Consider the following 13931-nt stretch of genomic DNA (forward strand, 5'->3'; position numbering starts at 1 on the left):
GGCGCCCTACGGGGTGCGCACGGAGCGCACGACGGCGTCGATGATCGTCTCGACCCGCACGTCGTCGGCGGTGGCCTCGTAGGTGAGAAGCACGCGGTGGCGCAGCACGCGGTGCGCGAGGTGGCGCACGTCCTCGGGGATGACGTGGTCCCGACCCTGGAGCAGGGCGCTCGCCCGGGCGGCCTTGGCGAAGGCGATGGACGCACGCGGCGAGGCGCCGATCTCGACATAGCGGGCGAGCTCGGGGGGCAGCACGTCGCGCGCCCGCCGCGTCGCCGCGACGATGAAGGTGATGTAGTCGAGGACGGCCTTGTCGAGGTAGACCGAGCCGGCGATGCGCTGCAGCTCGCGGGCGTCGGCGATGTCGATCATCGCCTGGTTGGGCCGCTCGAAGATGCCCGAGTCGATGCGTCGCACGACCTCGGCCTCCTCGCCGGGCGAGGGGTAGTCGAGCAGGTCCTTGAGCATGAAGCGGTCGAGCTGGGCCTCGGGCAGCTGGTAGGTGCCCTCCTGCTCGATGGGGTTCTGGGTGGCCAGGACGAGGAAGGGCTCGGGGACCTTGTAGACCTTGCCGCCGATCGAGGTCTGGCGCTCCTGCATCGCCTCGAGCATCGCCGACTGGGTCTTGGCCGAGGAGCGGTTGATCTCGTCGAGCAGGACGAAGTTCGCGTGCACCGGCCCGAGCTGGGTGACGAAGGCGCCCTGGCTCGCGTCGTAGATCTGCGTGCCGACGATGTCGCTCGGCAGGAGGTCGGGGGTGCACTGGATGCGCTTGAAGGAGCCGCCGATCGCCGTCGCGAGCGCGTGCGCCGCAGTCGTCTTGGCCAGACCGGGCACGGACTCGAGCAGGACGTGACCGCCGGTGAGCAGACCGATGAGGAGGCTCTCGCGCAGCCGGCGCTGGCCGACGACCTTGGACTCGAAGCCGCGGTCCACCGCCTTGACCAGGTCCCGGGCCCGGCTGACCTGGTCCGTGGTGATCCTCGCGGCAGCCGTCATGGCGCCCCCTTCGTGGCTCTGCTCCGGGACCCGTGCCCCGGCTCGACGCGGCCATCGTATGGCCCAGCACCGGTGTCCCCCATGGGGAGCGGTACCCCGCGCGCCGGGACGAGACAGCGCCGGGACCACGGGTGGTCCCGGCGCGCCTCCCCCTTCTTCAGGGGCGAAGAGGGTCCCGTGCGGCACCGCCGATCTCCCCCCGGCGAGTGCTGCGTCTGCAGAGTACGCCGGGGTAACTTCGGCGGGCGCCGGTTTGCGCATTTCCGCGAGACCACGCGCTGGGCAACCGGGGCGAAGGGGGAGACTGTCCCCCGATGAGCACCGTCGGAGCCCGCCAGATCCTCTCCCTGGCCGTGCCAGCATTCCTCGCCCTCGTCGCCGAGCCGCTCTTCCTGCTCGTCGACTCCGCCGTCGTCGGCCGGCTCGGCGTCGTGCCGCTCGCCGGTCTCGGGGCGGCGAGCGCCGTGCTGCTGACGATGGCCGGCGTCTTCGTCTTCCTCGCCTACGGCACGACCGCGGCGGTCTCGCGCCAGGTCGGCGCCGGGCTGCACCGCGACGCCATCGAGAGCGGCTGGTCCGGGGTGTGGCTCGCGCTCGTCATCGGCGCCCTCGCGGCGGTCATCACCGCGGTCTTCGCCCACCCGCTCGTCGCCGCCGTCGGGGGCTCGCCAGAGGTGCTCCTCCAGGGCGAGACCTACCTGCGCATCAGCGCGCTCGGGCTCCCGGCGATGCTCGTCGTCCTCGCGGCCACGGGCATCCTGCGCGGGCTTCTCGACACCCGCACACCGCTCGTCGTCGCCGGGGTGGGTTTCACCGTCAACGCCGTGCTCAACGTCGTCCTCGTCCACGGGCTGGGCATGGGCATCGCGGGGTCCGCCTGGGGCACGGTCGTCGCCCAGGCGGGCATGGCTCTAGCGCTCGTCACCGTCGTCGCCCGCCACGGACGTGCGCATGATGCGTCCCCCCGGCCGCACGTCGCCCGGGTGCTCCGGTCGGCCGTCGAGGGGGTGCCGCTGCTCGTGCGCACGCTCGCGCTGCGCGCCATCCTCCTGCTCACCGTGTGGACCGCCGCGAGCTTCGGCGACGTGCCCCTCGCGGCGCACCAGGTGACGATGACGATCTGGTCGGCCCTCGCCTTCGCCCTCGACGCGATCGCCATCGCCGCCCAGGCCCTCACCGGTCAGGCCCTCGGGGCCGGCGACCGCCGGGCGGTCCGCGACGCGAGCGCGATCATGATGCGGTGGGGCTGGTGGACCGGCGTCGTCCTCGGGCTCCTCGTCCTCGCGGGGCACCAGGTGCTCCCCGCCCTCTTCACGACGGACGCCGGGGTGCGCGCCGCCATCGCCTCGGGCCTGCTCGTCGTCGCGATCGGCCAGCCGCTCGCCGGCCTCGTCTTCACCGCCGACGGGATCCTCATCGGGGCCGGCGACGGGCGCTGGCTCGCCGGGGCCTCGACGGTCGTCCTGCTCGCCTACGTGCCGCTCGTCCTGCTCGCCCGCCACCTGGGCCAGGGGCACACGGCGACCTCGGCGATGGTCGTCCTCTGGGTCGCCTTCAGCGGCTTCATGCTCGTGCGCTGGGCGACGCTGTGGTGGCGCCTGCGCAGCGACGCCTGGCTCGTCACCGGCGCCCGCCGCTGACCGCCCACGGTCGCGGCACGTCCGGCACCGCGGGTCACAGCCGGACAACGTCTCGGTCTCACCCGTTGATCTGCCGCCACGACTGCGATTGCGTGGATCGGCATGACCCCGCCACAAGCGTCGTCCGTCCTGCCCGTCCCTGCCGCTGACAGCGGTGGCCTGCGAGGATTCGAGGAGGCGGTCAACGACGTCGTCGGCCCCTTCGCCGACTGGTTGTCCTCCGTCGTCTTCTACGCCGTACCCCTCCCCGGGGGCTCCGAGCTGCCCCTCGTCGTCCTCTGGCTCGTCGCCGCGGGCGTCATCATCACGGCCTATCTCGGCGTCGTGCAGGTGCGCGGCGCGCGGCTGTCGCTCGAGGTGGTCCGCGGCAAGTTCTCGCGCCCGGACGACCCCGGTGAGATCACGCACTTCCAGGCTCTCTCGTCGGCGCTGTCCGGCACCGTCGGCCTCGGCAACATCGCTGGCGTCGGCGCGGCTCTCGCCCTCGGTGGGGCGGGTGCGACCTTCTGGATGGTCATCTGCGGCCTGCTCGGCATGGCGACGAAGTTCGCGGAGTGCACGCTCGGCGTGAAGTACCGCACCGTCAACCCCGACGGCTCGATCTCCGGCGGCCCCTTCAAGTACCTCCCGGTCGCGTACGGCAGGTTCGGCCGGGTCCCTGCCGCGATCATGACCGGCGCCTTCGCCATCGCGATCTTCTTCTTCGGGGTCGGCGGCGGCAACATGTTCCAGGCCAACCAGACCTTCGCCCAGGCCCGCGAGGTGACCGGTGGCGCCGACGGCTTCCTCGGCTCCGACGGGTCCGCACTGGTCTTCGGCCTGGCCCTGGCCGCGCTCATCGGAGCGGTGATCCTCGGCGGCATCACCTCGATCGCCGCGGTGACCTCGAAGCTCGTCCCGGTCATGGGCATCGGCTACGTCGCGGCGTGCCTGCTCGTCATCGGCTCGAACATCAGCCAGGTCCCCGGCGCCCTCGGCGACATCGTCAGCGGCGCCTTCACCCCGGAGGCCGGGCTCGGCGGCCTCGTCGGCGTCCTCATCGTCGGCTTCCAGCGCGCGGCCTTCTCCAACGAGGCCGGCCTGGGCTCGGCACCGATCGCCCACTCGGCCGTGAAGACCACCCGCCCCGTCTCCGAGGGCTTCGTCGCCCTCCTCGAGCCCTTCATCGACACGGTCATCGTGTGCACGATGACCGCCCTGACCATCGTCATCGCGAACCCGCCGTCGTGGCGCGAGGGCATCGACCAGGTCAAGGCGGGTGGCGGTGCGCCCGACGGCGTGCTCCTCACCAGCGACGCCTTCGCCACCTTCCTGCCGCAGTTCCCGGTGATCCTCGCCGTCATGGTGGCGCTCTTCGCCTTCTCCACGCTCATCACGTGGAGCTACTACGGCGAGAAGGCCTGGGAGTACTTCTTCGGCCCGTCGCGGCCGAGCCTGCTCACCTACAAGCTGATCTTCGTCTCCTTCACGGTCATCGGCACGGTGCTCACCTTCGGCTCGGTGCTCACCCTCACCGACGCCTTCCTCTTCATGTGCGGCTTCATCAACCTCCTCGGGCTGTACTTCCTCCTGCCCGAGCTCAAGAGCGAGATGCGCGACTACCTGGCCGACTGGCGCAGCGGACGTCTCTACGAGCTCGGCGCCGCCGACGAGGCCGAGCTGAGCGCCATCCGCGAGGAGCAGGGCAACACCGGCGACCTCCCGCAGATGCGCACCGACTCGGCTCACGACGGCGGGCTGAGCATGGAGGAGCGCGCCCGCGGCGGGGCCCGGGCCGACGAGGACTGACACGCCCGACCCACGTCATGACGAGGACGACCCGCCGGCACGCAGCCGGCGGGTCGTCCTGCGTCCGTAGGCGGTCCGAGATGCGAGACACGAATCCCTACTGTTGCGATAGGACTTGGTCGCGCGCTAGGTTCCTCGCAGGTCATGAGCTCCAGCGCCAAGCCCCGGCTCGCTGGACAGCAACCCTCCATCTCGCGGTGGGGTGCTCCGGGTGAGGACCTGGCCCCTGCCGACGTGGCAGGGGCAAGCGCGAGGCCCCACGGCCTCGAGACGAGGACGGGCACCACATGAGCACCGACACGACCCGCACCGCGGGCCGGCGCAGCTGCCGGCACGTCGAGCGACGGCACGTCGACCTGCTCCGCGTCAGCAGCGCGCTCTGTCGCCGCTGACGCAGCAGACGTAGCACCCCCACCACCGACCGGTCGCCCCGCGGCCCGGTGAGCGTGGCGTGCCCGTCACCCCTGACCCAGCGCCCCTGGGTCGCCCGCACCCTCACCGCACCACGGCCGTCCGGCACCCGCCGACGTCCGACGACCCCCCATGCCCAGGAAGGCATCCCCATGGCTCTCGTCGCCACCATCTCGAGCAGTCCGTCGACGACATCGCGCACCGACGGCGTGCTCACCCACCTCTCGCGCTGGGTCCAGCGCGCCGGACACCTCACCCTGCCCGTCGTCCTGCGCGACCTGCCCGCCGAGCCGCTCCTGCGAGCCGACACGACCCACCCCGACGTCGCCGCCGCGGTCGCGACGATCGCGAGCGCCGACGCCGTCGTCGTGAGCACCCCGGTCTACAAGGCGGCCTACAGCGGTCTGCTCAAGACCTTCCTCGACCTGCTGCCCCAGGACGCGCTGCGCGGCAAGGTCGTCCTGCCCGTGGCCACCGGAGGCAGCCCCGCGCACGTCCTGTCCGTCGACTACGCGCTGCGGCCGGTGCTGGCCAGCCTGGCGCCGAGCGCGATCACCCCCGGGTGGTTCGTGCGGGCCGACGAGGTGCACCTGCTCGACGGCGGTGAGGTCCTCCTCGACGAGTCCGCCGCCGCCCCCCTTCGCGAGGTCACCCGGGTCTTCCTCGACGGCGTCGCCGGGCGCTCGCTCGTCGCGGCCGCCGACCGCGCGCACGGCGTGGAGCGGGTGGCCTGATGCGCACCACGACCCGCCGCTCCGTCCTGTCCGCCGGCGCGCTCCTCGCCCTGACGACGAGCCTGGCCACCGGCTGCGCCCTGCCCACGAGCGACGCGCAGTCGCAGGAGGAGGGAGCGCACACGACCGTGCGCTACCAGGGCAGCGCCAACGCCGTCACCTGGCCCGAGCTCGCCGACGACCTCGGCTACCTCGATCGCGTCCAGCTCGAGTACGTCGGCGCGACGACCAGCGGCCCGCAGGACATCCAGTCCGTCGCGACCGGCCAGACCGACATCGGCGGCGCCTTCTCGGGCGCCATCGTCAAGCTCGTCGAGGCGGGCTCCCCGATCACCGCCGTCGTCAACTACTACGGCTCGGACGCGAAGTCCTACCAGGGGGTCTACGTCCGCAAGGACAGCGCCATCCGCCGGCCCCGTGACCTCGTCGGCAAGAAGATCGCGGTCAACACGCTGGGCGCCCACGCCGAGGCGGCGATCGACACGTGGCTGACGACGTCCGGGCTGTCGCAGAGCGAGATCGACCAGGTCCAGCTCGTCGTCCTGCCGCCCAACGACACCGAGGAGGCCGTCCGACGCGGGCAGGTCGACGCCGGCGCGCTCGGCGGGATCCTCCAGGACCACGCGAAGGCCCAGGGCGACATCCGTGAGCTCTTCCGCGACACCGAGGTCGTCGGACCGATCAACGGCGGGCAGTACGTGCTGCGCGACGACTTCATCGCGCAGCACCCCCAGGCCACCCGAGAGCTGACGACCGGGGTCGCCAAGGCCATCGAGTGGGCCCGCACAACGCCCCGCGCAGACGTCATCGCCCGCTTCACCAAGATCGTCGAGGCGCGCGACCGCAACGAGACGACCGCCAACCTGCGGTACTGGAAGAGCACGGGCATCCCCGCCCGCGGCGGGGTCATCAGCGACACCGACTTCACCCAGTGGTCGGACTGGCTGGAGAGCAGCGGCATCGTCGCGGCGGGCGAGCTCGACCCCTCGCAGATCTACACCAACGAGTACAACGACCTCGCGAAGGAGGGGTCGTCGTGACCTCGAGCATCGAGCTGCGCCACGTGACGAAGGAGTTCGTCGTGCGGCCCACGAAGGAGCAGCCCCGCGCGAGCGTCCTGCGGGCGCTCGACGACATCAGCCTCACCGTGCCCGCCGGCGAGTTCCTCACCCTCGTCGGCCCGAGCGGGTCGGGCAAGACGACCCTGCTCGACCTCCTCGGCGGTCTGAGCACGCCGACGAGCGGCAGCGTCCTCGTCGACGGCGAGGAGGTCACCGGTCCGGGCCTGGACCGAGGCATCGTCTTCCAGCAGTACGCCCTCTTCCCGTGGCGCACCGCGCTGGCCAACGTCACCTTCGGGCTCGAGCAGCTGCCGATCAGCCGCGCCGAGCGCACCGAGCGGGCTCGTCACCACCTCGACCTCGTCGGGCTCTCCGGCTTCGAGGACCGGCTCCCGCACGAGCTGTCCGGGGGGATGAAGCAGCGGGTGGCCATCGCCCGGAGCCTGGCCTACGAGCCCGGGATCCTCCTCATGGACGAGCCCTTCGCCGCCCTGGACGCGCAGACCCGCGAGCAGCTGCAGGACGAGCTGCTGCGGATCTGGCGCACCACCGGCACGACCGCGGTCTTCATCACCCACGGCATCGAGGAGGCGGTCTACCTCGGCCAGCGGGTCGCCGTCCTCTCCTCACGTCCCGGGCGTCTCACCGAGGTCGTCGACGTCGACCTCGGCGACCGGGCCGGCGCCGTCGACCTGCGTTCCGACCCCGCCTTCGTCGCCTACCGGCACGAGATCTGGGGCCTGCTCCACGACGAGGTCGAGCGTGCCCAGCGCGCCGGCCACCGCAAGATCCAGCCCGACGGCACCGAGAGGGCGGCCTGATGAGCACCGCGACCCTGACCACCCCCACGACGACGACGGACGACGCCCCCGCGGTCGCCCCGGTGCCCCAGGCGCCGTCAACGGCACGACGGGCCGCCGGCATCGGCCGCACGGGCATCCGACGCTCTGCCGCCGTCGTGGCCTTCCTCCTGCTGTGGGAGCTCGGTCCCCAGTACCTCCTCGAGTCGAGCCGGGCGGTCTTCCTCCCGCCGCTGCACGTCGTGCTCGAGGCGCTGTGGGACCTCGTACGGACCGGCCAGCTCCAGGAGCACCTCACGGCGAGCCTGACCCGCTCGGCGATCGGCTTCGGGCTCGCGGTGGTCGTCGGCGTCACCGTCGGCATCGCGGTCGCCTGGTACGAGGGCCTGCGCGAGCTGCTCACCCCCCTGCTCGACCTCTTCCGCAACACCGCCGCGCTCGCGCTGCTGCCGGTCTTCACCCTGCTCCTCGGCATCGGCGAGCTGAGCAAGGTCTCGATCGTCGCCTACGCGGCCTTCTTCCCCGTGCTGCTCAACACGGTGGCGGGCGTGCGCACCGTCGACCCTCTCCTCGTGCGGGCCGCGCGCACCCTCGGCCTGTCCAACCTCCAGCTCTTCGCGAAGGTCGTCCTGCCCTCGGCCGTGCCGACGATCTTCACCGGCATCCGCATGGCCGGCACGGCCTCGATCCTCGTGCTCATCGCCGCCGAGATGGTCGGGGCGAAGGCTGGGCTGGGCTACCTCATCGTCAACGCGCAGAGCAGCTTCCAGATCCCGCAGATGTACGCCGGCATCCTCACCGTCTCCGTCTTCGGGCTCGTCGTCAACACCGCGCTGGTGCGCCTCGAGCGCCGCTTCTCGCGGTGGCGCGTCACCCCCCAGGGCAGCTGACCTCCCCCTTCGACCGACAGGACCTACCCATGACCTCACGACAGCTCCACCTCAACGCCTTCCTCATGCCCAACGGGCACCACGAGTCCGCGTGGCGCCACCCCTCCACCCGGCCCGAGCAGGCGCTCACCCTGCAGCACTACGTCGACATCGCCCGCACCGCGGAGCGGGGGCTGCTCGACTCGGTCTTCCTCGCCGACAACGTCGCGCTGTCCGGTGCCGTGCGGCACAGCTCGCACAACGCCTTCGAGCCGCTGACGCTGCTCTCCGCGCTCGCGGCGTCGACCGAGCACGTCGGGCTCATCGCGACGGCCTCGACGACGTACAACCACCCGTACAGCCTGGCCCGCGCCTTCGCCTCGCTCGACCACCTCAGCGGTGGGCGGGCCGGGTGGAACATCGTCACCTCGGCGGGGCGCGACGAGGCCCGCAACTTCGGCCTGGCCGACCGCCCGGACCACGCGCGTCGCTACGAGCGGGCCACCGAGTTCGTCGAGCTGGCGACGGCCCTGTGGGACAGCGTCGACGACGGCGCGATCGTCACCGACCGGTCCGCCGGGATCTACGCGGACACCGACCGGATCGCGCCGGTCGAGCACGAGGGCGAGTTCTACTCCGTCCAGGGCCCGCTCAACGTGCCCCGACCGGTGCAGGGCTACCCGCTCCTCGTCCAGGCAGGGTCCTCCGAGGACGGCAAGGAGTACGCCGCACGCTTCGCCGAGGCGGTCTTCACCGCGCAGCAGACCCTCGCCGACGGGCAGGCCTTCTACGCCGACCTCAAGGCGCGGCTCGCCCGGTACGGCCGTGGGCCCGACGAGCTGCTCGTGCTGCCCGGCATCAGCCCGGTCATCGGCTCGACCCGGGCCGAGGCCCGTGCCCTCGAGGCCGAGCTCGCCGAGCTCGTCGTCCCGGCGTACGGGCTGGCCCAGCTGAGCGCGATGCTCGACGTCGAGCTCACCGAGGCCGACCTGGACCACCGGCTGCCCGACGTCGACCACGTCACCGAGGGCAACCGCAGCCGCTTCGAGCTCGTCACCCAGCTCGCCCGCCGCGAGGACCTCACCGTGCGCGAGCTCATCACCCGCCTCGCCGGCGGCCGTGGGCACCGTGTCCTCGCGGGCACGCCCGACGAGATCGCCGACGACCTTGAGCGGTGGTTCACCCAGGGTGCGGCGGACGGCTTCAACGTCATGCCGGCGACCCTGCCCGGCGGGCTCGAGGTCTTCGTCGACACCGTCGTCCCCGAGCTGCAGCGCCGGGGCCTCTTCCGCACCGAGTACACCGGCGCCACCCTGCGCGAGCACTACGGCCTGGCCCGTCCCGCGGGCCGCGCCGCCCGGACCGCACCCCGCACGACCACCCTCACCGAGAAGGAGCACGCAGCATGAGCACCGTCGCGACCGACCGAGACGTCCGCAAGATCACCGGCCGCATCGGCGCCGAGATCACCGGCGTCGACATCACCGGACCCCTCGACGAGGAGACCGTCGGCTTCCTGCGCGCCGCGCTCGCCGAGCACAAGGCGCTCGTCTTCCGCGGGGCGCCGCTCGACGACGAGGGCCAGGAGCGCTTCGCGGCGCACTTCGGCGAGCTGACGACGGCCCACCCGACGGTGCGCTCCGTCGAGGGCGCGCCGCGGGTGCTGCCCGTCGACGTCGACGGCGGTGTCGCCAACCACTGGCACACCGACGTCACCTTCGTGCTCACCCCGCCCAGGGCGACGACCCTCGCGAGCAAGGTCGTCCCCCCGCACGGCGGCGAGACCCTCATCGCGAACACCGGGGCGGCCTACCGCGACCTGCCCGAGCCCCTTCGCCGGCTCGCCGACGGGCTGCGCGCGGTGCACACGAACGCCTACGACTACGCGACCCCTCCGGAGCAGCAGGACGACAAGGACGCCGAGCGACGCGCGCAGTTCGAGTCGATCTCTTTCGAGACCGAGCACCCCGTCGTGCGCGTCCACCCCGACACGGGCGAGCGCGGGCTCTACCTCGGCGGCTTCGTCCGGCGTTTCGTCGGTCTGACGACCACGGAGAGCCGTGACGTCCTGCGCCTGCTCCAGGCCTACGTCACCCGCCCGGAGAACGTCGTGCGCGTCGCATGGGAGCCCGACCAGGTCGTCATCTTCGACAACCGGATCACCCAGCACTACGCACCCGACAACTTCGACGGTCTGCCCCGTCGCCTCCACCGGGTCACGGTCGCCGGCGACGTGCCGGTCGGGGTCGACGGCTCGACCAGCCGGGCACTGGTCGGCGACGCGTCGCACTACGTGCCGCAGCACTGAGGGCACGCCGCCGAGACGGCGGACGAGGGGCCGGGGCCGACCAGGGACCCGGCTCCTCGTGCGCGGCGAAGGGGGGTCAGCCGGTGACGAGCGCGGCGCCGGCGCGCCGGGGGTCCCCGGCGGCCTCGAGCGCGCCGTCCTCGCGGCGGTAGGCGGCGCCCACCCCGCCGAAGTACATCGAGCGCGGGCCGTGGTCGTGACCGGGCAGACCGCTCGCGGCGATCGCGGCCTCGATGCCCGGGTCGCTCTCGTGGTCGACGACGACCGTGCCGCCGAGCGCCCCGCCGACCTGCACGTGCACGCGGGGGGCGTCGACGGCCTGCTGCAGCGGCGCCTCGTGCAGGCAGCCCTGGCCGAGCACCTGCATGAGCGCGGTCGTGATCCGGTCGGCGCCGGGGGACCCGATGGCGAGCACCCGGCCGTCGGGGGTCCGACCGACCGTCGGCGCCATGTTCGAGGCGAGCGGGGCGCCCGGGGGCAAGGCGTGCACCCCGAGCCGGTTGAGCTCGAGCTCGCCGAGCGAGTTGTTCAGCTGCAGACCGGTGCCCGGCACGACCGCCCCGGAGCCGTAGCCCGACGACGCGGTGAAGGCGCAGGCGTTACCCTCGGCGTCGACGACCGAGACGTGCGCGGTGCTCGGCGAGGTCGGCAGCCCGGCCAGCCCGTAGCGCTGAGCGGCCTCGAGGGCCCGCCACCCCGCCTCCTCGAGGTCGGGGCTCACGTCGTGATGCCCGACGCGGTAGCCGAGGACCCGGCGCTGGATGTCGATGATGTCCGACCAGTCCGCCCGCGAGCGCCGCGTGAGCGCGCCGAGCATGAGGGCCAGCATCGGTCCGCCGACGGAGGGCGGCGGGTTCGTCGCCAGGTCCCACGCGCCGACGTCGAGGCGAAGGGGGTCGCGCACCTGGGCCGCGAAGCGCTCGAGGTCCTGCGTCGACACGAGGCCGTCGTGGGCGTCCATGTCGGCGACCATCCGCCGCCCGATCTCCCCGGTGTAGACGTCGCGCCAGCCGACCCGCGCGATGTGCTCGTAGGTCTGCGCGAGCGGCTCGTCGCGGATGAGCTCGCCCGCCTCGACGACCCGGCCCCCGGGCACGAGCAGGGCGGCGCTGTCCTCGCACCACCCGTAGATGTCGTGCCCGACGAGCGCGAGGTAGGTCGCGGCAGCCGGCCCGAGCCGGTAGCCCTCGCGCGCCTGCGTGATCGCGGGGGCCAGCACCTCGGACCAGTCGACGCGCCCGTGCCGCTCGTGGGCGGTGCCCATGCCCGACCACGCCCCGGGCACGGCGACCGAGCCGTGGCCGGCCATGAGCCTCACGCCTCCGCCGTACGTCGAGGTGACCTCGTGCAGACCTCCGCCGAAGGCCGAGCGCGGCCGGCCCAGGCCCGCCATGACGACGTTGCCGTCGATGACCTCCGGCTCCTCGCCGGCCGTCCACACGGTGATGAAGGCGCTGCCCATCGAGCTGACGAGGCCCGGCTCGTTCGTCATCGCCGTGAGCATCGCGGCGAGCGCGATGTCGACGGCGTTCCCCCCGGCGTGCGCGACCGCACGTCCGGCGTGCGCCGCGGCCAGGTTGGGGGCCGCGATGGCGGCGGGGGCGGTCATGACGCTCATCGTAGGAGGACGCGCGAAGGGGGAGACCACGGCGAGCCGTGGTCTCCCCCTTCGCGACCGCAGGTCAGCGGGTCGTCAGGCGCACCCGGAAGTCGGAACGGTCCCCGTCGCTGCTGGCGCTCATCCCGAAGGCCTTGAGGCCGCCGAGGTTGCGCTTGGCCTCGTCGTCCATGTCCTGCCCGTACTGGGCGACGACCTGCTCGATGTCGACGTAGGCGACGGCGTTCGCGTCGTCGGCGTCGGGCACCGCGTCCGTGAAGGCGTCGGAGTCCCCGAGGCCGGAGCCGGTCGCCACGTGCGAGGCGTAGCCGCCCTCGGTCGCCAGGACGTACGTGCCGTCGCTCCCGTCCTTGGTGACGAGCGGGAGCGGGGAGCCGGCCTGACCGCTGAGCGTCGAGACGAGCGTGTCCGCCTTCGCCTTCTCGCCGTTGCTGCGCAGGGCGATCTTCGGCACGCCGTCGGCGGCGGGGCCGCCCATGACGACCGAGGTGTCGTCGCCGAGGAGCGCGGCGAGGTCGTCCGGCAGGGACAGCCCGGTGGCGGTGCGGGCCTCGTCCAGGCCCGACTGCCACTGGTCGTCGCCGACGACCCCCTTCGCCTGCTTCTCGAGGTCGCCCCACATCGTCTTCACGGCCGGGCCGAGGCCGCGCACGCTCAGCACACCGGTCGCGTCGGACGGCAGCGAGTCGACGGAGACGTCGTCGTCGGAGAGCATCCCGGCCTGCTGGCCCGAGGCCGTCCCGGCGAGCTCGAGGGTCGGGCCGTCGAAGCGCAGCGCCATGGCGACGCGGCCCGAGGACTGGCCGGTCGAGCCGCCGCCGCCCATCATCGCCGCGCCGGCGATCTTCGAGGCGGCGTCGCCGTCGACCCAGGCGGTCATCAGACCGTCCTCGCCGAGGGCCTTCATGTCGTCGGCGAAGTTCGCGGAGTCGGCCAGGCTGCCCGAGGCGGCGTCGTTCACGGCCTTGTCGACGACGGCCTGGTCCTGGCCGCAGATGGCGAAGGCGTCGCCGACGCTGCAGTACCCGCCCTCGGCACCGGTGGCCTTGGCCAGACCCGCCTTGGCCTTGTCGGTGTCGGTGACCGCGAGGGCGACGACACCCGTGGGCTGCTCGCCCTCGCCACCGGCGAGCATCGCCACGCCGAAGCGGTCGCCGAGCCAGGGCTCGACGTCGGAGTCGTAGCTCAGGCCCTCGAGGCCGCCCTCCTTCTGGATGCCCTCGAAGATCACCTTGCGCAGGTCGGCGTCGTCGGCCGGGTTGCCCACCGCGTCCTTGGCGTCGGGGAACTTGCGCAGGAAGCGGTAGGCGTCGATCTTCTGGTCCGCGCTGGGGTCGAGGTCGACCTTGGCGAAGGCGATGGCGTTGCCGGGCAGCGCCTCCTCGGGCTGGGGGCCCGAGCCGTTGACCTTCGAGTACGCGAAGACCGCACCGCCGCCGAGCAGCCCGAGCCCGAGCACGCCGGCCGCACCGAAGGCGGCGACCTTCGCACCGCGCCCCGTGCGCCGCGGGGGCACCGGGGGCTGGCCGTAGCCGGGGGTGTACGCCGGCCCGGCGGGGTGACCCTGGTAGCCCTGCGGCCCGGGGTAGCCCTGCGGGGCGGGCGGGCCGTAGCCCTGGGGCGGCGGCGGGCCGAAGCCACCACCGGCGGGCCCCCCGTGACCGGGGGGCGGGGCGGGCTGACCGTTGGGCGGGTACGACATC

12 protein-coding genes and 1 riboswitch are annotated in these 13931 nt (G+C 72.9%); of the genes, 9 read left to right on the plus strand and 3 right to left on the minus strand.

The window, feature by feature from the left end; all coding sequences use genetic code 11:
• Positions 1–6: 6 nt before the first annotated feature.
• Entirely contained in the window at positions 7–999 is a 993-nt protein-coding gene (locus tag EEW87_RS11410) for an AAA family ATPase (protein WP_123093486.1), read from the minus strand.
• Positions 1000–1313: 314 nt separating this feature from the next.
• Between EEW87_RS11410 and EEW87_RS11415 the strand changes: the two genes are divergently transcribed.
• From EEW87_RS11415 to EEW87_RS11450, 9 genes are all read left to right on the plus strand, one after another.
• Positions 1314–2639: an MATE family efflux transporter gene (locus EEW87_RS11415; RefSeq protein WP_123093487.1), complete on the plus strand. Its 1326-nt coding sequence runs from the start codon at positions 1314–1316 to the stop codon at positions 2637–2639.
• Positions 2640–2741: 102 nt separating this feature from the next.
• Positions 2742–4427, plus strand: coding sequence for an alanine/glycine:cation symporter family protein (locus EEW87_RS11420; protein WP_123093488.1), 1686 nt, complete (start codon positions 2742–2744; stop codon positions 4425–4427).
• A 140-nt stretch (positions 4428–4567) separates the two neighbouring features.
• Positions 4568–4683, plus strand: a riboswitch (SAM riboswitch).
• 31 nt (positions 4684–4714) lie between these two features.
• The gene (locus EEW87_RS17230; RefSeq protein ID WP_318183129.1) at positions 4715–4819 is read left to right on the plus strand and encodes a putative leader peptide; all 105 of its coding nucleotides are present in this window, start codon (positions 4715–4717) and stop codon (positions 4817–4819) included.
• A 171-nt stretch (positions 4820–4990) separates the two neighbouring features.
• Positions 4991–5572, plus strand: coding sequence for an NADPH-dependent FMN reductase (gene ssuE / locus EEW87_RS11425; RefSeq protein WP_123093489.1), 582 nt, complete (start codon positions 4991–4993; stop codon positions 5570–5572).
• Complete coding sequence (locus EEW87_RS11430) at positions 5572–6612, plus strand: ABC transporter substrate-binding protein (protein WP_123093490.1); 1041 nt, start codon at positions 5572–5574, stop codon at positions 6610–6612. Before ssuE ends, EEW87_RS11430 begins: the two co-directional genes overlap by 1 nt.
• On the plus strand, positions 6609–7454 hold the full coding sequence (locus tag EEW87_RS11435; RefSeq protein ID WP_123093491.1) for an ABC transporter ATP-binding protein: 846 nt from the start codon (positions 6609–6611) through the stop codon (positions 7452–7454). Before EEW87_RS11430 ends, EEW87_RS11435 begins: the two co-directional genes overlap by 4 nt.
• Positions 7454–8323, plus strand: coding sequence for an ABC transporter permease (locus EEW87_RS11440; RefSeq protein WP_123093492.1), 870 nt, complete (start codon positions 7454–7456; stop codon positions 8321–8323). Before EEW87_RS11435 ends, EEW87_RS11440 begins: the two co-directional genes overlap by 1 nt.
• 29 nt (positions 8324–8352) lie before the next feature.
• Positions 8353–9711, plus strand: coding sequence for an LLM class flavin-dependent oxidoreductase (locus tag EEW87_RS11445; protein ID WP_123093493.1), 1359 nt, complete (start codon positions 8353–8355; stop codon positions 9709–9711).
• Positions 9708–10610, plus strand: coding sequence for a TauD/TfdA dioxygenase family protein (locus tag EEW87_RS11450; RefSeq protein WP_123093494.1), 903 nt, complete (start codon positions 9708–9710; stop codon positions 10608–10610). The genes EEW87_RS11445 and EEW87_RS11450 overlap by 4 nt, the downstream gene beginning before the upstream one ends.
• Before the next feature lie 76 nt (positions 10611–10686).
• Here the strand turns inward: EEW87_RS11450 and EEW87_RS11455 are convergent, their stop codons facing one another.
• Positions 10687–12219: a gamma-glutamyltransferase gene (locus EEW87_RS11455; protein ID WP_123093495.1), complete on the minus strand. Its 1533-nt coding sequence runs from the start codon at positions 12217–12219 to the stop codon at positions 10687–10689.
• A gap of 73 nt (positions 12220–12292) precedes the next feature.
• Positions 12293–13930, minus strand: coding sequence for a DUF3352 domain-containing protein (locus EEW87_RS11460; RefSeq protein WP_123093496.1), 1638 nt, complete (start codon positions 13928–13930; stop codon positions 12293–12295).
• Position 13931 lies beyond the last annotated feature (1 nt).

The organism is Janibacter melonis, assembly GCF_003721155.3.
Lineage (GTDB): Bacteria > Actinomycetota > Actinomycetes > Actinomycetales > Dermatophilaceae > Marihabitans > Marihabitans melonis.